Source organism: Vibrio sp. VP6 (assembly GCF_028823755.1).
In the GTDB taxonomy this organism is placed as follows: domain Bacteria; phylum Pseudomonadota; class Gammaproteobacteria; order Enterobacterales; family Vibrionaceae; genus Vibrio; species Vibrio parahaemolyticus.
On sequence record NZ_JAPEID010000001.1, the window covers coordinates 160512 to 182737 of the forward strand.

Below are 22226 nucleotides of genomic sequence, written 5' to 3' on the forward strand. Positions count from 1 at the left end.
TCTTTGTTTTGTTTTAAATGGATGAGTAAAGAGCATGAGTGAATCCTTGTTCTCAGTAAGGAATGCCCTGCGAATTCTGGCACTAATCCTACTGTGCGTGATGTTATTCATCACCATCAAAAACAGTGTTGTGATCAGTAAGGGCAACGAGAAGATTCAAGCGCAGCAGCTTGAAACACTCACCAAGGTTTTGATCTCGCAGGCATCTTTGTCTGCCAGCGAAATGATATTAACCAAAGACCAAGAGCGATTGCTCAAGCTGACCAACCAGCTCGCGCAAGACCGTTTGGTATTTGATGCCACGATTTATGACTCACAAGGTGTGCGATTGGCATCGAGTGACGAGGCGCTGTCTGTCCGTGAAGTCCTAGGATTAGATACCCCACTGGCCACCGCATCTATTGGTCGCCAGCAATTGGTCGAGCCAGTCCTAGCTGATGGTGCTGTGATTGGTTTTGTACGTGTGACGTTTGAGACAGGCCGAGTGACGGCGATTTCTGATCACCATTATCGTAAGAGTGATCGTTACATGTACATGATGGTCTTGATGAGTTTTGTGTGTGGCATGTTGTTTATTATGATTTTACGTAGACAGCCGATCCGCCGTAAAAAAGCCGAAAACTTGCTGCTGACCAAGTAATTCCAACAGCCAACTTCAAATAAAAAAACAGCCCGCTTTGAGCGGGCTGTTTTTTTAGTTCTTGAAAGCGAAGACGAATCTTTGTCGCTTATTCTGCGTCGCCTAGCAATACTGAATCTAACGCGATTAGCATCATGTCGTTAAATGTTGTTTGACGCTCGTCTGATGTGGTTTGCTCGCCAGTTTTGATATGGTCAGAAACCGTACAGATTGTCAGAGCTTTTGCGCCGTACTCTGCTGCTACGCCGTAAATACCCGCCGCTTCCATTTCAACACCAACAATGCCGTACTTGTCCATTACGTCGAACATTTCTGGATCTGGCGTGTAGAAAAGCTCCGCTGAGAATAGGTTGCCGACTTTCACATCAATACCACGTGCTTTTGCTGCATCTTCTGCTGCACGAACCATTTTGTAGTCTGCGATAGCCGCAAAGTCATGGCCTTTAAAGCGAATGCGGTTTACTTTTGAATCCGTACACGCGCCCATACCGATCACAACATCACGTACTTTGATGTCTTCATTCACCGCACCACAGCTACCGACACGGATGATTTTCTTCACGCCGAAGTCTTTGATTAGCTCAGTCGCGTAAATCGAACATGATGGGATACCCATACCGTGGCCCATCACAGAGATTTTACGGCCTTTGTAAGTGCCTGTGTAACCGAACATATTGCGCACATCACACACTTGCACAACATCTTCAAGGAAGGTTTCTGCGATGTATTTTGCACGTAGCGGGTCACCTGGCATCAGTACTACGTCTGCGAATGCACCCATTTCAGCATTGATATGTGGAGTTGCCATTTTTCTTTTCCTTAACCTTTCTCTAGCGCTCCGCGCTTAAGGCGATGTAAGCCAGAGTATTCTCATTTCCGACAAGCAGTACTTGCATACTGCAAACATAAAACTAGGAGCACTCAGCTCCTAGTTTTTAATATCCTAATTATAGGAAATTCTTACCGTAATCCATTGGAGAAGTACCGAAGTAGCTCGCCAATGTTTGGCCGATATCTGCGAACGTTTCGCGGCGGCCAAGAGAGCCTGCTGGCACTTTTTGACCGTAAACCAATACTGGAATGTGCTCACGAGTATGGTCAGTACCTGGCCATGTTGGGTCACAACCGTGGTCAGCCGTTAGGATTAGCACGTCATCTTCACCCATCAGTTCGAGCACTTCGTTGATGCGACCATCAAAGTACTCAAGCGCCGCAGCGTAACCCGCCACATCACGGCGGTGGCCGTAAGCGGAGTCGAAATCAACAAAGTTAGTGAATACGATGGTGTTATCACCCGCTTCTTTGATTTGCTCTAGCGTTGCTTCGAACAATGCAGGAATACCTGTCGCTTTCACTTTCTTGGTGATACCGCAGTTTGCGTAGATGTCTGCAATCTTACCGATAGAAACTACATTGCCTTGTTTCTCTTCGACTAACTTTTGTAGAACCGTTGCTGATGGTGGCTCTACAGATAGGTCACGACGGTTACCCGTACGCTCAAATTGACCTTTACCAGGACCGATGAATGGACGCGCGATTACACGGCCGATGTTGTAATCTTCTAGTTCTTCACGAGCAATTTGGCAAAGCTCTAGTAGACGATCTAGACCGAATGTCTCTTCGTGACATGCGATTTGGAATACAGAGTCCGCAGAAGTGTAGAAGATTGGTTGGCCAGTCTTCATGTGTTCTTCACCAAGGTCATCAAGAACTTGAGTACCAGATGCGTGGCAGTTACCTAGGAAGCCATCTAGACCTGCACGCTCAAGAATGCGGTCAGTCAGCTCTTTAGGGAAGCTGTTTGCTTTATCTGTGAAGTAGCCCCAGTCAAACAGAACTGGTACGCCAGCAATTTCCCAGTGACCAGACGGAGTGTCTTTACCAGAAGAAAGCTCAGCAGCGTGACCGTAAGCACCGATGATTTCTGCATCAGCGTCTAGGCCAGGAGCAAAGCGACCTGTTGATTCTTTGTGTGCCATCGCCAAACCAAGCTTAGATAGGTTTGGAAGGCGAAGTGCGCCTTGACGTTTGTCGTTATCTGCTAAGCCTTTTTCACACTGGTCAGCAATATGACCTAGAGTGTCTGAACCTACATCACCAAATTCTTTTGCATCAGCAGTTGCACCGATACCGAATGAGTCTAGTACTAAAATAAATGCTCTTTTCATTGCTCTTTCCTTAGGCCCACTCGGCGAATTATTATGGTTGAGTAGGCCTTATGTAATTACTTAATCTTTTAGATGTCTTCTGCACGAATTTGACGGTAAACCTCTGGAGTTGGTGTATATTCACCACCCACTTTGACTGCACTGCGTAGTGCTTTTGCCGCTTCTTCCCACTGCTCTTCACTGCGAGCGTGGATAACTGCTAGAGGTTTATCGCTATCAGCAACTTCACCCAATCGGATGAAGTTATCAAAACCTACCGCGTAGTCGATTTCATCAGTTGCAACACGGCGACCGCCACCCATAGAAACCACAGCCATGCCGATAGCACGCGTGTCCATTGCAGAAACAATGCCTGTTTCTGTCGCGTAAACTGGCTTGATGATTTCTGCTTTTTCTAGGTAGTTGTCGTAGTTTTCTACGAAGTCAGCTGGACCGCCAAGACCCGCAACCATTTTGCCGAAGCAAGCTGCTGCTTTACCGTTGTCTAGCACTTCCATCAGTTTCGCGCGTGCGTCGTCTGTGTTCTCAGCAAGTTTGCCAAGCACTAGCATTTCAGCACATGATGCCATCGTCACTTCAAGTAGACGCGGGTTGCGGTATTCACCTGTTAGGAAACGAACCGCTTCACGAACTTCCACCGCGTTACCCGCAGAAGAAGCCAGTACTTGGTTCATGTCCGTAAGGATTGCGGTAGTCTTCGTACCTGCACCATTTGCTACTGCAACGATAGATTTTGCTAGCTCTTCAGACGCTTCGTAAGTTGGCATGAATGCGCCAGAACCGACTTTTACGTCCATCACTAGAGATTCCAGACCCGCTGCCAATTTCTTAGACAGGATCGATGCCGTGATCAGTGAGATGTTGTCTACGGTAGCCGTGATATCACGAGTCGCGTACACGCGCTTATCTGCCGGAGCAAGATCACCCGTTTGACCGATGATCGCCACACCCGCATCTTTGGTTACTTGACCAAAAACTTCGTTCGTTGGTGTGATGTTGTAGCCAGGAATCGCTTCAAGTTTATCTAGCGTGCCGCCTGTGTGGCCAAGGCCACGACCAGAGATCATAGGCACGAAACCGCCACATGCTGCCACCATAGGGCCAAGCATCAGAGAAGTTACGTCACCCACACCACCGGTTGAGTGTTTGTCGACAATTGGACCACCGAAGTTCATGTGGCTCCAGTCGATTACCATGCCTGAGTCACGCATTGCACACGTTAGGGCGATGCGCTCATCCATGGTCATTTCATTAAAGAAAATCGTCATAGCAAACGCCGCAATCTGACCTTCAGATACCGTGTTGTTCGCTACGCCTTGAATAAAGAAGTTGATTTCGTCGGCTGTTAGGACTTCGCCGTCACGTTTTTTACGAATGATTTCTTGTGGTAAATACATTAGTGCCTCCCAAGCTCTTTTGAGCCATGGTTGTAGTAGGATAGAAGAGGTTTGGTAGCACCCGTTTAGGTGCTACCGTTCAGACGTATTATTGGAATTAGTACGCTGTTGGATCAGCGACGTCGTCCGATACTTCTAATGTATTTAGTAGGTTGGTTAGCAGGCTAGACGCACCAAAACGGTAGTGACGAGCATCAACCCAGTTGTCACCTAGGATTTCGTCAGCCATTGCTAGGTATGCCGCTGCGTCTTCAGCAGTGCGCACACCACCTGCTGGTTTGAAACCAACAGTTTCTGCAACACCCATGTCGCGAATAACTTCAAGCATCATGCGAGCGTATTCTGGTGTTGCGTTTACTGGCACTTTACCAGTTGAAGTTTTAATGAAGTCAGCACCTGCTTCAATACAGATTTGAGATGCTTTCTTGATTAGTGCTTCTTCTTTTAGTTCACCAGTTTCGATGATCACTTTAAGAAGAATGTCACCACAAGCTTCTTTACATTGCTTAACTAGTTCGAAGCCTACTTTCTCATCACCCGCCATTAGCGCGCGGTATGGGAAAACTACGTCAACTTCGTCTGCACCGTAAGCAACAGCCGCTTTTGTTTCAGCAACAGCGATGTCGATATCGTCGTTACCGTGTGGGAAGTTCGTTACTGTTGCAATGCGAACTTCTGGCGTACCTTGCTCACGAAGTGTCTTCTTAGCAATAGGAATAAAGCGAGGGTAAATACAGATTGCAGCTGTGTTGCCTACTGCTGTTTTCGCGTCATGACATAGTGAGATCACTTTTGCATCAGTGTCATCATCATTCAGCGTAGTTAGGTCCATAAGTTTTAGTGCACGTAGCGCTGCTGCTTTTAAATCGCTCATTTCTATCTCCGATCAATATTCAAAAAATTCACTACTCAGCCTCACATCACTTCTCTAACTATAATCAACAAGTCGAGATAGTGTGAGAAATTGGCTAAACAGTCTATTTATGAACGGACTTGGTTCCCTGAAGACTCGGCATATACAGCGAAAAATTCATATGCCAATTGCTATCCTTGTCACCGCACAGTACCAGTTTGGCCTATGGCACAACAATCTATGATTGCGGTGTCTTTAATATCACATCACACAGCGAAACGCCTATTAGATCTGATATTGCAGGGCAATTCATTTGCCCATCGAGTATGTAATATTCACTCTATGATTAAGTGGTTATCGTAACCATGATCTCGTGATTACTACATTATAGATATTCACCGCAAAACTGTAGCACCAAATAGAGCGCAAACGGTTTGTATCTCAAAATTTCCAAGCCGCTATTCCATTGGCTGCGTAAACCAATGCCTTGGGTTTACTCAGCGTAAAAATTTTGGTCCTGAAAAACGAAAAATGCCCCGCAGCAATCTCTTGCTACAGGGCATGGTTTAAAACGGCGTCTATATATTAAGAACCGATTCTAATTAAAATGCTGCAAGGCTTAGGCAGAAGCCTGCAATTGTCGCTGCCATAAGGTTAGACAACGTACCTGCAAGAACTGCTTTGATACCCATGCGAGCGATATCTGAACGACGGTTTGGTGCAAGGCTACCTAGACCACCAAGTAGGATCGCGATAGAAGAAAGGTTCGCGAAGCCACATAGTGCGAATGAGATGATAGCTGTTGTCTTCTCAGACATTACTTCACCAGTTGCTGCTACTACTTGAGCGCTGTCACCTAGGTAAGGTGTGAAGTTCAAGTAAGCAACGAATTCGTTGATAACTAGTTTCTGACCGATGAATGAACCAGCAACAACAGCTTCGTTCCATGGAACACCGATTAGGAATGCTAGTGGAGAGAATGCGTAACCTAGGATTAGTTCTAGAGTTAGCTCAGGCATACCGAACCAACCACCGATGCCACCTAGCATACCGTTAACTAGAGCAATCAGACCAACGAATGCGATTAGCATTGCACCTACGTTTAGCGCAAGTTGTAGACCAGAAGCCGCACCGCCCGCTGCTGCGTCGATTACGTTAGCTGGTTTGTCGTCGCCACCGTCCATTGCTTCTTCGATATCTTCGTGAGGCTGATCAGTCTCTGGGTGAAGAATCTTAGCGAACAGTAGACCACCTGGTGCTGCCATGAATGATGCTGCTACTAGGTACTCTAGAGGAACACCCATAGATGCGTAACCTGCTAGTACACCACCAGCTACAGAAGCTAGACCACCACACATTACCGCAAATAGCTCAGATTGAGTCATTTTTGGAACGAATGGACGAACTACTAGAGGTGCTTCAGTTTGACCTACGAAGATGTTAGCTGCTGCTGACATTGATTCCGCACGAGAAGTACCAAGCGCTTTTTGAAGTGCACCACCAAGAATCTTGATAACCCACTGCATTACGCCAACGTAGTAAAGAACTGAAATCAGTGCTGAGAAGAAGATCAGTGTAGGAAGAACACGGAAAGCGAAGATGAAACCGCCGCCGCCGAATACTTCGAACATCTTGTCAGAAACAAGACCACCGAATAGGAACGATGAACCATTGTTACCGTAGTTGATAACGTTAGAAACACCAGTAGAGAAACCGTTCAGTAGATCACGGCCCCAAGGTACATAAAGTACGAATGCACCTAATGCGAATTGGATAGCGAATGCGCCACCCACAGTTCTTAGATTGATAGCTTTACGGTTATTAGAAAATGCAAATGCAATAGCAAGAAGCACTACCATACCGACTAGGCTCATAAACAGGCTCATAGTTTATGACTTCCTTATAAGTTATTTATTGGCGTGTTACAAAATGGAGCTATAAAGCGGGGGCAATTATACTCACGCAGAATCAATTAAAGTAATGCCACCCTCACACTTTCTTATAAGATTCATCATTGATTCACCCACCTTTGTGAGTTATCTCACAATAAGCAGGGAAACGTTTTCTATTTCAGACTACATCTTTAGATTTTATTCACAGATAGAGAAAGCAAAATTGCTATTTTCCCACAGCCGAGTGGCAATCGATTGCTTTCGCGCACTATGCAACTCTGCGAGCTCATTGAATACATGAATGAGTTTGGCAGGGTGATTCGGCTCCCCTTGATAACCAAGTATAGGCATATCTGGAGCATCTGTTTCTATAACCAGATTTTCGAGTGGTAATCTTTGAATTGCGTCGCGAGTTTTATGGGCTCTCGGATAGGTAATGGTTCCACCAACACCGATGAAAAAACCTAATCTGACCCACTCCATCCCCTGCTGATAACTACCAGCAAACGCGTGCAAAACGCCACCACGAGGTAACTTCGCCGCTTTGACCATTTGAATGAGTCGATTGTGTGCTTTCCGGCTGTGCAAAATGACAGGAAGATTGAAACGCCTTGCCAGCTCAAATTGAATTTCAAGCGCCCTTTCTTGTAGCTCAGGATCTACGTTAACTGCAAAGTCTAGTCCGCACTCTCCGATTGCCACACACTGTGGCGACTTTTGGTTGAGATAGCGTTCTAGTTCTGAAAGGTGCTGCTCAACGTTATCTTCTAGAAAATACGGATGAAAACCGAGCGCGTAATACAAATTGGCGTGTTGCTCTGCCAACGTTTGAATACGAGCCCAATTTTGCGGGCCGACGGAAGGAATCAGAATTCTTGCGACGCCTTGCGTTTTCGCAAGCTCAAGTTGATGCGCAAAGTCATCTTGAAACACATCAAAATCAAAGTGGCAGTGCGTATCAAAGAACTTCATCTTGAGACTTTTTATCGACGCCAGCAGACGGAGAGTCAGAAAAAGACAGAGCTTCGCCCTTCTCTTCGTTTTGATGGGCAGGATCTTTTCGATATGGGACGCAGCTGCGTTTTTGATCGGGCGTTAATCCCATTTGTTTGCACCAATCGTCGTAACGCTTTAACCCACGTTTGAACCAGTTCATTTTTCTTCCTTATATAAAAACGCCCTTGACTAAGTCTATAGCCAAGGGCGATTTAAAATCTAGTTGCTTTAACGCGGCGGTTGATTAGTGCTCTCGAGTCGCACGGAATTCAACGTCTGGGAAGCGTTCTTTTGCAAGGTTCAAGTTAACCATAGTTGGGGCAATGTACGTTAGGTTGTCACCACCATCCAATGCTAAGTTCGCTTGGTTCTTACGCTGGAACTCATCCAGTTTCTTCGCATCGCCACACTCAACCCAACGAGCTGTCGCTACGTTAACGCCTTCGTAGATTGCTTCAACGTTGTATTCTGACTTCAAGCGAGCCACAACCACGTCAAACTGAAGCACACCTACCGCACCAACGATCAGATCGTTGTTTTGCAATGGACGGAATACCTGTACCGCACCTTCTTCAGAAAGCTGAACCAAGCCTTTTAGTAGCTGCTTCTGCTTCAATGGATCTTTCAAACGAATACGACGGAACAATTCAGGCGCAAAGTTCGGAATACCAGAGAACTTCAGTGACTCACCTTGCGTGAAAGTATCACCAATTTGAATAGTGCCGTGGTTATGCAGACCAATGATGTCACCCGCGTAAGCGTGTTCTGCTCGTGAACGGTCACCAGCCATGAAGGTTACCGCATCAGAGATACTTACTTGTTTGCCTAGACGAACGTGGTTCATCTTCATACCTTGAGTGTAAGTACCCGATACGATACGCATGAATGCGATACGGTCACGGTGTTTAGGGTCCATGTTTGCTTGGATCTTGAATACGAAGCCAGAGAACTTATCTTCTGTCGCTTCAACATCACGCTCAACCGCTTGACGCGTTTTCGGCGCTGGCGCCCATTCAGTCAGACCGTCTAGCATATGGTCAACACCAAAGTTACCCAGTGCGGTACCGAAATAAACTGGTGTCAGTTCACCCGTTAGGAACAGTTCTTTATCAAACTCAGGACATGCACCCATTACAAGCTCAAGCTCTTCACGAACGCTTGCCGCTAGGCTTTCACCAACTTTTTCATCAAGCTCTGGGTTATCCAGACCTTTGATGATGCGGACTTCTTGAATTTCATGACCGTGGCCAGATTCATAAAGGATCGTTTCGTCACGGTGAATGTGGTAAACACCTTTAAATTCTTTACCACAGCCGATAGGCCAGGTAATTGGCGCGCACATCATACCCAATTCGTTTTCTACTTCGTCCAATACTTCCATTGGATCACGAACGTCACGGTCAAGTTTGTTCATGAAAGTTACGATTGGCGTATCACGCAGACGTGTTACTTCCATTAGCTTACGAGTACGATCCTCGACACCTTTCGCCGCATCGATAACCATCAAACACGAGTCAACTGCCGTTAGAGTACGGTAAGTATCTTCCGAGAAGTCCTCGTGTCCTGGAGTATCAAGCAGGTTTACTAGGCAATCGTTGTACGGGAACTGCATCACAGAAGTGGTTACCGAGATACCACGTTCCTTTTCCATTTCCATCCAGTCAGATTTTGCGTGCTGTGCATTACCACGACCTTTTACAGTACCTGCTTTTTGGATCGCGTTTCCGAATAAAAGGACTTTTTCGGTAATGGTTGTTTTACCCGCATCCGGGTGAGAAATAATAGCGAACGTTCTACGTTTAGAAACTTCGCTTAGAAAAGGTGTATTTGACATGAAACTGGTCTTCTTTGATGTCTGAATGCCTGCTGAAAAGCAAACACGCTTTTTGTAGATTCAATTTTGCGCGGTATTCTCGCCTATTATTGCTTTAGGGGCAACTTCCCGAGTAGTACGTCTAGTTAAAGAAGAGATAACTCATGATGATCGCGTCTTCTTTTCCATTGCCTGTTTTGGCAGGATAGTAATCATAACGACGATCCACTTCGTTAAAACCAGCTTGCTCATAAATATGAATCGCAGGATGGTTACTTTCTCTTACTTCTAGCCACGCGCTGTCTGCTTTGGCTTGCTCACAGTGATTCAAAAAGGCATCCAATAACTTTTGACCGTAGCCTTTTCCTTGTAGAGCAGGGGCAACCGCAATATTGAGTAACGTCACTTCACCCACAATATTTTGTGCATAAAAGTAGCCAACTACCGAGCCGTCTTCGACCATCACGTGATGGCACGCACCGCGACTCGACAAATCGCGCACTAACGACTCTGCCCATGGGTGAGAATGCGCTTGCTGTTCAATTTGCCAAACTTGCTCCACATGCTCACTGCACATTGGGAGAATTTCAATCGTCATGATTTAACCTATTAGGTCGAAATACCGCGCCACAATAGAGCTTGGTATTCGATCTTTTACAAACGTTACGAGTAAGAACAAATTTGCTGCCAAAGTGCGCGTTTTTGTTCATTGTTGCCATCAATGTCTTGCAATAACGGCGAGGTTAGCTGCTTAGCATTTTCCATACTGTTACTTTCACAGCCTGCAAACCATACCCACTCCAACTGATGTTCACCAAGCATTGCAAGGCGCTCAGGCTCGATATGCATGGCTTGTTCAAGCGTTAATTTCATACTTTTAAGTATCTTCTCGAACAGTATCGCTGTCTCATTCGTAGGACAGATGGGTGAGACCAGCAGAAGTTTGCAAGAACTTGGCAAATCTATAGTTGGCGGTTGATAGCCTGCCAACCTTTCTGGGTGAATCAACTCCCACGAGGTGATTCCCATTTCGTGTAAATACTGTTTCTCGTTAATTGACATTTTTCGTCACCTGTTTGAACGAGGCAATCCTATCAAAAAGTCAGAGGTGTTATGAAGCTTTTCCAATCACTCTTTACTGTGATGATGGTAGCGACCATCAGTTTTTCCACATTTGCGAGCAGCAATAATGATGACTGGGAGCTGATCGCAACCAAGACCGTCAACTTCCAAACGGAGACAGACACCGTTACGCCAAATAGTCTGCTCAAAAACCGTAACTTCAGTAAAATCAAAATAAAGTGCATTCAAGGCACCGTCGATTTAAAAGACATCAAAGTCACCATGACCGACGGCAGCGAGAAAAAACTCACATCAATGGGCACGCTCACCAACGGAATGTCAACGCGAGCTTGGACACTACCAGGAGCGGAGGACGCGAAACTTAAGCACCTTGAAATGAAATACAGCAGTTGGGGAAATATGAAGCTCGACGTGTTGGGTGTCAGCAAAAAAGCAAAAGTCGAAATCTGGGGCAAAAAAAGAACCAAAAACGCTCAATAAACATCATGCTTGTCGATTGACTGATGAAAAGCAAACAGCCCGCTATTTCAGCGGGCTGTTTCAGTATTTAAAGCTCTGAGAACTCAGGCGCGTAATCAATACGTCCAGAACGTCCTGCACATTGGCCCTCGACGAGTTCAGCTACTCGAAACGCACCTTCAGGCACTTCCCAAGCGCATTCAAAGCCCATCTCTTCACCAGCATTGAAACCTTGTCGTGCATAGTAGTCAGGTTCACCCAACACGACACAGACTGGATAACCGAAATCACGCAAAGATTCGAAACCTTCTTTAATGAGTTCAGCACCAATGCCTTGACGGCGATAGTTCTCATGAACAGCCAATGGTGCAAGCCCTTGCCACGACAAATCTTCACCATTTAATGTAACTGGGCTAAATAAAGCATGGCCAATTACCTCACCTTCATCCGTACACGCCACCAGCGACAAGGTCAGCTTGCCGTTTTCACGTAAACGCATCACCAAGTTGGCTTCTGCATCGGTTGGAAACGCATGTTTCAATAGGCGGTCAATGGTCAGAATGTCAGCTGGGGCTTCAGTTCGAATAAGCATTCGCTACTCCGGGTTGTTGTGCAGGCTCTTGAACCCCTTTTTGGACAAAGTCAGCCAGTTGGTTCAGCGCTACTTGCATTGCTTTTGGTAACTGCTCTAAGTCGACACTGTCCATCAAGTTTTTCACTTCTAAGCCAAGCTCAGTGTCACCTTCAATTGAGAGGCGACGTTGGAAGAACAGTGTATCAGGGTCTTCTTTACGACCAGCAATCAGTACTAGGTCGTTTAGATTACCACTAAAACTCACATCTTCCTGAACTGGTTTTTCAGCGACGACTAATTTTTCATCTTGATAGCTGATGTACCATGCTAAGTTCAAGTCTTTAATCGCAACTTTTAACCACTTGTCTTCAAGGAATTCAAAGTCGCCATCCTCTAACGCTTCTTTGAATACCATTTTCAGCCCTTCAAGCAAGGCTTTTTGTTGAACTGTTTGTGGTAATAACTGGACTGGAGAACGCAAAATGCTGGCTGCGTTCTTTACTAGTTGACTGCGAATCTTGTTTAACACGTTCATTATCCGTTACTTTGTCATTAGGTCGCTCATATTACGCAATCGCACCACCGCGATACCTGTTATGTATCAATAAACTGTTTGTTTTCAGTTGGTGGTTTATTGCCCACTAACGTATCGTTTTTTGACCTTACGTGTATTATTGATGCGAACAGCTTGATAAACGCTTTAATAACCGTATTTTCAAAGTTATAGTTATCCGAGCGTATCCTCGTGATATCAAGTCACAGAATAAAGCCGAGTCAACCACTTAAAAATGACTCACTATGCAGGCTTGAGAAGCACGGCGGCATGTTCGCCAGGGTAGCGCTTTTGATTACACGGACGAATTAATCTGGCTCATTGGAGATCGGTAATACCCTAATGCCTTCCCAGCAATTACAACATTGGTTTGCCACGCTAACCTCAAATAGCCCTTTCTTTTTTGCCATTCTTGATAAAAAACACAATTATCGAATGGTGAGTGACCGCTATTGTGATATTGCAGGCTTAAATCATGAAGAAATCATCGGGTTAAACGATTGCCAGGTGCTAGGTGAGCAGTTTTATAAGAAGCTGGCACCTTACTACCAACGCGCATTCAAAGGCGTGCATGTCGAAGCTGAAATTACCTTAGATGAAACCGATTTAGAGACCAGCCTTCACTTTAGTTTGTCACCAGTGTATGAAGGTAACGAGGTACGTTTCGTGGTGTTTCACGCCGTCGACACCTCCGAAAAGCAAATACTTGTCCGCTCTCTGGAAGAAGCCGAAAACAAATTTGCCAAGCTGACCCAATTATTGCCCGATGGCCTGCTGCTGATTGAAGATGACATCATCATCTCAGCAAACCCTGCTTCGGCTCGTCTGCTTGGGCTTAACTCCCCTCACGAGCTGCTCGGTGAAGAGCTCTCTCGCTTGTTCATCGACGAAAACACCAAAAAAGTTTTCAGTCACCGACTCTGCACGCTTATTTCGGACAAACCGTTTGTTTGCCTGACTAGCGCGCGTTGCGGATTTGAGCGCAAAGTCCAATTGCATGCGGACTCGACGGCAATTCTAGGCAGTGAATCTCAAATTATTCTTATCCAAGATGCGGATGACACACCAAAACACTTGTCGTCGGCCTCCAGTGAAGATTCTCATATCGACTCTTTAACCAAACTGTATAACCGATTTGGTTTCACCAAGCGCCTAGAACAACTGATCAAAAGCCAAACACCGCTATTGGTGTTTTACCTCGATATCGATAACTTTAAGAACATTAATGACTCGCTGGGTCATCACATCGGTGACAAAGTCATCCAAGAAGTTTCTGCGCGTTTAAAACGACTGCTGCCAAACCAAGCGATCATCGGCCATCTTGGCGGTGATGAGTTCGGCATCATTCTTCCTGAGCCAGAAAACTCACGCATGGCAGAAGTGTTATCAGATCGCATTATTTCTTTGATAAACCAACCTTTTGATCTGCACCACTTCAGTAAACGTCTTGCTTGCTCAATCGGTAGCGTCCGCTATCCGGAAGATGGGCAGGATGCTCGTATCTTGCTACAAAACGCCGATACCGCAATGTACGAAGCCAAAGATCGCGGGCGAAACCGTCTGATCAAATTCAATGACCAAATGAACAAAGAAGCGCGTATGCGTTTGTGGCTCGAAATCGAACTGCAAAAAGCCCTGCAGCAAAATGGTCTTGAAGTTTGGTATCAGCCCAAAGTGAACGCCCGTGATTTCAGTATCAATGGCGCAGAGGCTTTAGTTCGTTGGAAACATCCGGTTGAGGGCTACATTAGCCCAGGATCATTTATTCCTGTGGCGGAACGAGCAGGTTTGATTGAGCATCTTGGCCGCGTGGTGATGCGTGATGTATTCAACACCGTAAAACGCTGGAAGCAACAAGGCATTTTGCCGGGTCGCGTCGCGATCAACTTGTCTCCAGAACAGTTTGGCAACCCTCAGTTGATCGACTTTATGGAGAAGCTGCTGCGCACAACCGAACTTGATCCAAGTTGCATCACGTTTGAACTAACGGAAAGCGCGGTGATGAGTGACAGCGAACATACGCTGCAAATGCTGAATGCGATTAAAAAGCTGGGCTTTGCTTTGTCGATCGACGACTTTGGTACTGGGTACTCGTCGCTGTCTTATTTAGCTCGTTTCCCGATTGATGAACTAAAAATCGACCGTGCGTTCATTAATGACATTGATGCCCTGCCAAAACAGGTGACCGTCATCGAGAACATCATCAACTTGGGCAAATCTTTGGAATTAACGGTCGTTGCAGAAGGCGTAGAAACGCATCAGCAAGCTACTTTGCTTTCCAACCTTCAATGTAACTCGATTCAAGGTTTTCATTTCTACCGACCTCAGCCAAAACATGAAATCGAAGAGTTGTTTGTGCAAAACCGCCGCCACAAAAACTGATCCCCCTACTTCGTCAAATCAAACCTTTACCCCTACTCTCAAGGGGTAAATATTGAGTTTATTGAGCTAAACCTAACTTAGGTCAAATTAGCTATTCATAATTCTTCATAAAATGCGGGCACCTTTTCCTTCTCTATGATTGTGAGCATATGGAACTCTTGTGTCCTGCGGGTAACCTGCCTGCGCTAAAAACCGCGATTGATTGCGGTGCAGATGCCGTGTACATCGGCTTCAAAGACGATACCAACGCGCGTCACTTTGCTGGTTTGAACTTCAACGGTAAAAAACTAGAAAAGGCCGTGCAATATGTGCATGACCACAACAAAAAGATCCACGTTGCACTCAATACCTTTGCTCATCCAAACGGTTTTGAACGCTGGACGAACGCCGTCGATAACGCAGCGGCATTGGGCGTAGATGCACTGATTGTCGCTGACATTGCTGTTCTTGAGTACGCTGCTCGCAAATACCCTGAGCTTGAGCTACACCTTTCCGTGCAAGCTTCTGCTACCAACGTAGCTGCGATTGATTTCTACAAGCAAAACTTCAACGTTAAACGTGTGGTATTGCCTCGCGTGCTGTCCATTCATCAGGTAAAACAACTGTCGCGCAACATCACCAGTGATGTCGAGCTGGAAGTATTTGCGTTTGGCAGTCTGTGCATCATGTCTGAAGGTCGTTGTTACTTGTCGTCTTACATGACGGGTGAATCACCAAATACGGTCGGAGCCTGCTCTCCAGCGAAATACGTGCGCTGGCAAGAAACTGAACAAGGCTTGGAGTCTCGATTAAACAACATTTTGATCGACCGTTACTGCGCGGGTGAAAACGCAGGCTATCCAACGCTTTGTAAAGGCCGCTTTGAAGCTGAAATTGAAGGCGAGAAAAAACGTTACCACGCGCTGGAAGAACCAACCAGTTTAAATACTCTCTCTATGCTTCCTGAACTGTTTGCAGCAAACGTAGCGTCGGTAAAAATTGAAGGCCGTCAACGCAGCCCTGCCTATGTAGAGCAAGTTACTCGCACTTGGCGCGCAGCAATTGATCGTTACCAAGCAAACCCAGAAGCTTACCAAGTCGAAGCAGCTTGGGATGCAGCCCTGGCGAACGTTTCTGAAGGTACGCAAACCACGTTGGGTGCATACCACCGTAAATGGCAGTAGAGGTTAAGATGGAAAATTCAATGAAATACGCACTTGGCCCACTGCTGTACTTTTGGCCAAAACAAGATATCGAAGCATTTTACTTACAAGCGAAAGAAAGCTCGGCAGACATTATCTACTTGGGTGAAACCGTTTGTTCAAAACGTCGCGAGATGAAACCTGCTCATTGGTTCGATATTGCCAAAGACCTGTCGGCATCCGGTAAGCAAGTGGTACTTTCCACCATGGCATTGTTGGAAGCACCAAGCGAAGTCAATATCATGAAGAAGTATATCGATAATGGTGACTTTGCGATTGAAGCAAATGACGTGTCCGCAGTTCAACTGGCGTCTGAACACAAAGTCCCATTTGTCGTTGGCCCAGCAATTAACACTTACAACGCACACACCTTGAACCTGTTTTTAAAACAAGGGATGACTCGTTGGTGTATGCCGGTTGAGCTATCTCGTGAATGGCTAAACGATACTCTGACACAATGTGAAGACTTAGGGATTCGTAACAAATTCGAAGTCGAAGTCTTTAGCCACGGCTATTTGCCATTAGCCTACTCGGCTCGCTGCTTCACGGCGCGTGCAGAAAATAAAGCGAAGGATGATTGCGAAACTTGCTGCATCAAATACCCAACCGGTATCCAAGTAAGCAGCCAAGAGGGGCAAGAAGTCTTCAACTTGAATGGCATCCAAACGCAATCGGGCTACTGTTACAACCTGATCAACGATCTGCCAAGCATGCAAGGACTCGTTGATGTCGTTCGCTTGAGTCCATTAGGCGTAAGTACCTTCTCAGAATTGGATCGCTTCCGTTCTAACGAGCAAGGCTCAAATCCAGACAAACTATCAAGCCGCCAATGCAACGGTTACTGGCATCAATTGGCTGGCTTAGAAGTGAAGAACATTTAACTCTTCCGACAAAGTAAAAAGCGAGGCACTAGCCTCGCTTTTCTGCTACCAACTTAAGACGCTTGGATGCTCGGTTCTACTGGCCTATCCACCATCAACTTTTTGATATCACGCCAAAGCATACTCATCACAACCAGACTTAACGCAATGTTGGATAGCGGGAATGCAATCCAAATGCCTGTCACACCCAACAGTTTTGGCATGATGAACAAGAACGGCAGTTGAATAAGCATATTACCTACCGTCACAAACATCGCCTTACTGCCTTTGTTGACCGATTGATAGTAAGCCCCTGCTACCACTAAGAAACCATCCAGAAACAGTGCGAACATGTGGAGACGAATTCCCACCACAGCACTTTCGATAAGCTGCTGATCCGCGTCATTAAAGACGGATACGAGCTGGTACGGGAAAAGGTTCATCAATACCACGAACACAACACCACCTAAAACCGATGTCCCCATAGCAATTTGTAGCAACTTACGAATGTTATCTTGATTTCGTGCGCCATGGTTGTAGCTCACCAAAGGCTGCATACCATTGGCAATGCCTTCCGCCACGAGATAATAGACCGTCACGATATAGCCTAAAATGGCGTAAGCGCCGATCAAAAGCGGGCTGCCGTATTGTGCGAATAACGCGTTGTGCAGAGCTACCATCGTAGATCCATAAGCGTACATAAAAAAGCTGGATGTCCCGATAAGCACAATTTTAGGAATAGCATCCAATTGCACTTTCAACTCTCTAAATGTTAGACGTAACTTCGCTTTAGAAGAGAAGAAGTAGCCCACACCTAGCACGGTGACAACCATCTGTGCCAATGCGGTCGCAATAGCCGCTCCTGTTAGCTCCCAGTTCATCCAAGCAATGAAAACATAGTCCAACACAATATTAATGATTGCACCTATCACCATCAAAATTGTAGCTAAGTTAGGGCTGTTGTCGTTACGTAGCAAGAATGGAACCGCAATAGAGCCAAGTGAAAAAATACACGCGACGATTAGTATCTGGAGATATTGCAAGCCCAACTCGTACACTCGCCCCTGAGCGCCTTGCCAACGAATAAAGTCATCAGCAAAGAAAAATAGAATCGTTGCGACAATAGGCATCAGGGCCAACAAAAATAGCAAGCCTGTGGTTAAGACCCGTTTCGCACCTTGTTGATCTTGCTCTCCTTGCTTGATGGAAGTCAGGGCTCCCGTTCCCACACCAACCATCATCCCTATTCCCAGAATGCTACCAATCACTGGCCAAGCAACATTGATGCCCGCCAATCCGTCAGCGCCAACGTAAACCGTCGACGACTTGGTACAGCCCATTGACCAACATGGCTGCGACAGTTGGAATGGTATATTTCCAAAACTGTTTATAAATGGAGTTTTGCATGATTCTCACCAATAGTTAGCAAAGCTAACTAAATAGTTAAATAAATGAATTTTTGAATTAATTTCCAAGCGCTTTATTGAGTAGCGACTGCAATTGTTTGGCTTCTTGTTCGTTTAGCTTTAGCATCATTTGATCCGAAATATCCTTATAAACAATTTGTTCTAAAGACATTTTTTCAGCGACCTCTTCCGTCAATAAGACACGCTTTGCGCGAGCATCTTCATTGCAAGCAATACGCTTCACTAACCCTTTCTTTTCTAAACGCACCACCATATTGGAGGCAGAAGGTTTGGTTACCTGTAACTCGTCGGCAAGATCAGTAATACGAACGCCTTCAGGAAACACCTGAATTACGCGTAAGTAATCAAATTCGTTAAAGCTAAGATGAGACAATGGATCTTCTTTAGCGTAAACACGCCAAGCTTTGGCGCAAAAACGCTCCAAATCGATCAAACTCTCTTCTAAAGCCATAAAGATTCACCAATTAGTTAGCAAGGCTAACTATTCTAAAGCGAGTTATCTCAATCATCAAGCGTAAAAAAAGCCGCTTATGGAAGCGGCTTTATCATTATTGCTGTTCTTGTTGCTCGGTGGCTTTTAGCTTGGCCAACCTATCTTGCTGAAGTTGGTCATAAATTTGTGCTAACTCCAAGAAAGAGTAACGATGCTCAACATACTCGTACACATTCAACGAAATGGCGAGCTTATACAACGAAATCGCGCTGGCGATGTCACCTTCCAATTGATGACGTTTACCGAGATAAAAATAGGTTTCCGTCAATCGCTGAGCAAGGCGATAGTTTTCTCGCGTCCCATCCATAATCGCAGCAAGAGCCGCTTCATCAGAAACATCGCGCAGCATAAGAGCGACTAACACCCAACCCCATTCTTCACTGCGATCTTGTTGGTAACGCTGCTGAAGGTTTGCTTTTGCTTGCTCAGGGTTTTGATCCGCTTCAATGATGTATAACCACAATGCGCGAAATGGATCGCTTGGCATCTCTTGATAATGCTTGGTCATATCTTCCAAGGCCAAATCAATACGACCGCCGTAGTATAGCGCTATCGCCCGATTGCGCTCTGCGTAAGAGTTATCTGGTGCAAGTTCGAGTGTTGAATCAAATGCTTCGTATGCCGCATCAAACTCTCCAACCTGAGTAAAGTAAACGCCGAGAAGATTAAATATATCTGGCTGAGCTGGGTTCAACTGCAATGATTGGTTGAAATCCAAACGAGCAAGGTCACGCAAGCCAACGCTGTCGTAGTAATTACCACGTTCATAGTGCATTTTGGCACGCACTTCATCGCTGAGATCAGGGCGCTGCAGTAGTTGTGATAAACGCGCAATTTGAACTTCTTGTTGAACGCTCGGTTGTAAAGGCACAGCCATTGGTGGGTAAAGCCACTTCAGAGCTGAATGCTGAGAAGTATTTGCACAACCGGTCAGCGCGATAGCAACACATAAACTTGCGGTTTGAAACCATTTCACTAATTGATACTCCTGTTTGGACCGCCTTGGGTCTGTTTCCTTAATGCACTATAGGATAAATAACCTCATTTGAGGTCAAACTCCTCGAAACAGGCCAAAAAAAAGGGAGCGAAAATGCTCCCCTTTATAGCATGCTTTCAGGCTCTTAAGCTAATAAAAGACCGAAAGGCGAGTTTCAGATTACTCTTCTTTCGCTGCTGGTGCTTCTGCAGCCGCTTCTTCAGCAGGCTTCTCTACCGCTTCTTTCATGCTTAGACGTACACGGCCTTGACGGTCGATTTCAAGAACTTTAACTTGAACTTCTTGACCTTCAGTTAGGTAGTCAGACACTTTCTCAACGCGTTTTTCAGCGATTTGAGAAATGTGTACTAGACCATCTTTACCTGGTAGAACCGTTACAAACGCACCAAAGTCAGCTAGACGAGCCACTTTACCAGTGTAGATACGGCCTACTTCAACTTCAGCAGTGATCTCTTCGATACGGCGGATAGCTTCTTTCGCTGCTGCACCTTCAGTTGCTGCAATCTTGATTGTACCGTCGTCTTCGATTTCGATAGTTGTACCAGTCTCTTCAGTTAGAGCACGGATAACTGCACCACCTTTACCGATAACGTCTTTGATCTTCTCTGCGCTGATCTTCATTGTGTGGATACGCGGAGCGAACTCAGAGATATCGTCACGAGCACCAGCAAGCGCTTCATCCATTACAGATAGGATGTGCTTACGTGCGCCTTGTGCTTGGTTAAGCGCAATTTGCATGATCTCTTTAGTGATACCTTCGATCTTGATGTCCATTTGAAGTGCAGTAACACCAGTGCTAGTACCTGCTACTTTAAAGTCCATGTCACCTAGGTGGTCTTCGTCGCCAAGGATGTCAGAAAGAACAACAAAGTCATCGCCTTCTTTCACAAGACCCATCGCGATACCCGCAACAGATGCTTTGATTGGCACACCAGCATCCATAAGTGCTAGAGATGTACCACATACAGACGCCATTGAAGATGAACCGTTAGATTCCGTGATTTCTGATACAACGCGAACTGTGTATGGGAACTCGTCAACAGATGGCATTACAGCTGCAATACCACGCTTAGCCAGTTTACCGTGGCCGATTTCACGACGCTTAGGAGAACCTACGAAACCAGTCTCACCCACACAGTATGGAGGGAAGTTGTAGTGTAGTAGGAAGTGATCTTTACGCTCACCAGTTAGCTCATCGATGATTTGTGCATCACGTTGAGTACCTAGAGTAGCTGTCACTAGAGCCTGAGTTTCACCACGAGTGAATAGCGCAGAGCCGTGTGTACGTGGAAGAACACCAGTGCGTACGTCTAGCGCACGAACCATGTCTTTCTCACGACCATCGATACGAGGGTTACCCGCGATGATGCTACGACGCACAACAGTCTTCTCTAGATCGTGGAAGATTGTGTGGATTTCTTTAGTATCCGCTTCAGGATCTTGAGCAAGCAGTGCTTCGTTTACTTCTGCTGCAATCTCATGGATGCGGTCGTAACGAGCCATTTTCTCAGTGATTTGGTAAGCCTCAACAAGCTTAGCTTCAGCAAGTTCAGCAATCTTAGTCTTAAGTGCTGTATTTTCTTCTGGAGCAACCCAATCCCAAGCTGGAGTAGCAACTTCAGCTTTGAACTCGTTGATAGCGTTGATTACAACTTGCTGTTGATCGTGACCGAACACAACTGCTGCTAGCATTTCTTCTTCAGTTAGGTTGTCAGCTTCTGACTCAACCATTAGTACCGCAGACTCTGTACCTGCAACCACTAGATCTAGACGCGATGCGTTTAGCTCAGTTTGGCTAGGGTTAAGAACTAGCTGACCATCGATGTGACCAACACGTGCTGCACCGATAGGACCATTGAATGGAATACCAGAGATAGCAAGAGCCGCAGATGTACCAATCATTGTTGGGATATCTGGTTGAACGTCTGGGTTTACAGATACAACCGTTGCAATAACTTGCACTTCATTTTTGAACGCGTCCGGGAATAGTGGACGGATTGGACGGTCGATTAGACGAGCAGTTAGCGTTTCGCCTTCAGATGGACGACCTTCACGTTTGAAGAAGCCACCTGGGATTTTACCTGCAGCGTAAGTACGCTCTTGGTAGTTTACAGTTAGTGGGAAGAAATCTTGACCCGCTACTGCTTCTTTTTTACCAACAACTGAAACGAATACTGCTGTATCGTCCATTGTAACCATAACTGCTGCTGTAGCTTGACGTGCGATAACGCCAGTTTCTAGAGTAACCGTGTGGTTACCGTACTGGAACGTTTTAACAACTGGTTTTTCGAACATTGTTATTCCTTGTTTCTAAGCGCACCGATAAATAGCCGCTTAGGTGTGTTAATAAACACTCAAGGCATTACGAATCGCGACTAGTGAAAAGAAACTTACCTAAATTTCTTTTTAATAGCCGCGACCTTTTGGTCGACGAGGTTGACTGTAATGCTATGAGTTT

20 protein-coding genes and 1 pseudogene are annotated in these 22226 nt (G+C 45.8%); 5 read left to right on the forward strand and 16 right to left on the reverse strand.

The window, feature by feature from the left end; translation table 11 throughout:
- Nucleotides 1-34: 34 nt before the first annotated feature.
- Entirely contained in the window at nt 35-640 is a 606-nt protein-coding gene (locus OU793_RS00720) for a YtjB family periplasmic protein (RefSeq protein WP_005481596.1), read from the forward strand.
- A gap of 88 nt (nt 641-728) precedes the next feature.
- Here the strand turns inward: OU793_RS00720 and deoD are convergent, their stop codons facing one another.
- The 10 genes from deoD to OU793_RS00770 form a co-directional block, all read right to left on the reverse strand.
- Nucleotides 729-1448, reverse strand: coding sequence for a purine-nucleoside phosphorylase (deoD, locus tag OU793_RS00725; protein WP_005456104.1), 720 nt, complete (start codon nt 1446-1448; stop codon nt 729-731).
- 139 nt (nt 1449-1587) lie between these two features.
- On the reverse strand, nt 1588-2808 hold the full coding sequence (locus OU793_RS00730) for a phosphopentomutase (protein ID WP_005456086.1): 1221 nt from the start codon (nt 2806-2808) through the stop codon (nt 1588-1590).
- Between the two features lie 68 nt (nt 2809-2876).
- Nucleotides 2877-4205 carry a thymidine phosphorylase gene (deoA, locus tag OU793_RS00735; RefSeq protein ID WP_140103132.1) on the reverse strand — a complete coding sequence of 443 codons (1329 nt, stop codon included), beginning with the start codon at nt 4203-4205 and terminating at the stop codon, nt 2877-2879.
- A 97-nt stretch (nt 4206-4302) separates the two neighbouring features.
- On the reverse strand, nt 4303-5079 hold the full coding sequence (gene deoC, locus OU793_RS00740) for a deoxyribose-phosphate aldolase (RefSeq protein WP_005456105.1): 777 nt from the start codon (nt 5077-5079) through the stop codon (nt 4303-4305).
- A 581-nt stretch (nt 5080-5660) separates the two neighbouring features.
- Nucleotides 5661-6944, reverse strand: a complete 1284-nt coding sequence (locus tag OU793_RS00745) for a NupC/NupG family nucleoside CNT transporter (RefSeq protein ID WP_005456066.1) — start codon at nt 6942-6944, stop codon at nt 5661-5663.
- A 204-nt stretch (nt 6945-7148) separates the two neighbouring features.
- Nucleotides 7149-7922, reverse strand: coding sequence for a TatD family hydrolase (locus OU793_RS00750; RefSeq protein WP_140103133.1), 774 nt, complete (start codon nt 7920-7922; stop codon nt 7149-7151).
- A complete protein-coding gene (locus OU793_RS00755) occupies nt 7909-8106 on the reverse strand; it encodes a DUF5363 family protein (RefSeq protein WP_005456108.1) in 198 nt (65 codons plus the stop codon). Before OU793_RS00755 ends, OU793_RS00750 begins: the two co-directional genes overlap by 14 nt.
- Before the next feature lie 84 nt (nt 8107-8190).
- Nucleotides 8191-9780 carry a peptide chain release factor 3 gene (gene prfC, locus OU793_RS00760; protein WP_005456063.1) on the reverse strand — a complete coding sequence of 530 codons (1590 nt, stop codon included), beginning with the start codon at nt 9778-9780 and terminating at the stop codon, nt 8191-8193.
- A gap of 121 nt (nt 9781-9901) precedes the next feature.
- Nucleotides 9902-10357, reverse strand: coding sequence for a ribosomal protein S18-alanine N-acetyltransferase (gene rimI / locus OU793_RS00765; protein ID WP_005494078.1), 456 nt, complete (start codon nt 10355-10357; stop codon nt 9902-9904).
- 65 nt (nt 10358-10422) lie between these two features.
- On the reverse strand, nt 10423-10821 hold the full coding sequence (locus OU793_RS00770; protein WP_005456107.1) for a DNA polymerase III subunit psi: 399 nt from the start codon (nt 10819-10821) through the stop codon (nt 10423-10425).
- A 51-nt stretch (nt 10822-10872) separates the two neighbouring features.
- Between OU793_RS00770 and OU793_RS00775 the strand changes: the two genes are divergently transcribed.
- Nucleotides 10873-11322 carry a hypothetical protein gene (locus OU793_RS00775; RefSeq protein WP_005456073.1) on the forward strand — a complete coding sequence of 150 codons (450 nt, stop codon included), beginning with the start codon at nt 10873-10875 and terminating at the stop codon, nt 11320-11322.
- A gap of 67 nt (nt 11323-11389) precedes the next feature.
- On the opposite strand, the gene OU793_RS00780 is transcribed toward OU793_RS00775, so the two are convergent.
- Together OU793_RS00780 and OU793_RS00785 are read right to left on the reverse strand one after the other, a co-directional pair.
- Nucleotides 11390-11893 carry a GNAT family N-acetyltransferase gene (locus OU793_RS00780; RefSeq protein ID WP_140103134.1) on the reverse strand — a complete coding sequence of 168 codons (504 nt, stop codon included), beginning with the start codon at nt 11891-11893 and terminating at the stop codon, nt 11390-11392.
- The gene (locus OU793_RS00785) at nt 11877-12404 is read right to left on the reverse strand and encodes an SCP2 domain-containing protein (protein ID WP_164885535.1); all 528 of its coding nucleotides are present in this window, start codon (nt 12402-12404) and stop codon (nt 11877-11879) included. Before OU793_RS00785 ends, OU793_RS00780 begins: the two co-directional genes overlap by 17 nt.
- 366 nt (nt 12405-12770) lie before the next feature.
- Between OU793_RS00785 and OU793_RS00790 the strand changes: the two genes are divergently transcribed.
- The 3 genes from OU793_RS00790 to OU793_RS00800 all read left to right on the forward strand — a co-directional run bounded on the left by OU793_RS00790 (nt 12771) and on the right by OU793_RS00800 (nt 16872).
- Nucleotides 12771-14810 (forward strand): bifunctional diguanylate cyclase/phosphodiesterase, encoded by a 2040-nt coding sequence (locus OU793_RS00790; RefSeq protein WP_140103135.1) that lies wholly within the window; start codon nt 12771-12773, stop codon nt 14808-14810.
- A 149-nt stretch (nt 14811-14959) separates the two neighbouring features.
- On the forward strand, nt 14960-15973 hold the full coding sequence (locus tag OU793_RS00795) for a peptidase U32 family protein (RefSeq protein ID WP_005456088.1): 1014 nt from the start codon (nt 14960-14962) through the stop codon (nt 15971-15973).
- 20 nt (nt 15974-15993) lie between these two features.
- A complete protein-coding gene (locus tag OU793_RS00800; RefSeq protein ID WP_029844003.1) occupies nt 15994-16872 on the forward strand; it encodes a U32 family peptidase in 879 nt (292 codons plus the stop codon).
- 53 nt (nt 16873-16925) lie between these two features.
- Here OU793_RS00800 and vmrA read toward each other — a convergent pair.
- The 4 genes and pseudogenes from vmrA to pnp form a co-directional block, all read right to left on the reverse strand.
- Nucleotides 16926-18258: pseudogene (gene vmrA / locus OU793_RS00805) on the reverse strand (sodium-coupled multidrug efflux MATE transporter VmrA).
- Nucleotides 18259-18315: 57 nt separating this feature from the next.
- Nucleotides 18316-18729 (reverse strand): MarR family winged helix-turn-helix transcriptional regulator, encoded by a 414-nt coding sequence (locus OU793_RS00810; RefSeq protein ID WP_024702430.1) that lies wholly within the window; start codon nt 18727-18729, stop codon nt 18316-18318.
- Between the two features lie 97 nt (nt 18730-18826).
- Nucleotides 18827-19747, reverse strand: coding sequence for a lipoprotein NlpI (nlpI, locus tag OU793_RS00815; RefSeq protein ID WP_140103136.1), 921 nt, complete (start codon nt 19745-19747; stop codon nt 18827-18829).
- A gap of 180 nt (nt 19748-19927) precedes the next feature.
- Nucleotides 19928-22063 carry a polyribonucleotide nucleotidyltransferase gene (gene pnp, locus OU793_RS00820; RefSeq protein WP_005456067.1) on the reverse strand — a complete coding sequence of 712 codons (2136 nt, stop codon included), beginning with the start codon at nt 22061-22063 and terminating at the stop codon, nt 19928-19930.
- Between the last annotated feature and the right edge of the window lie 163 nt (nt 22064-22226).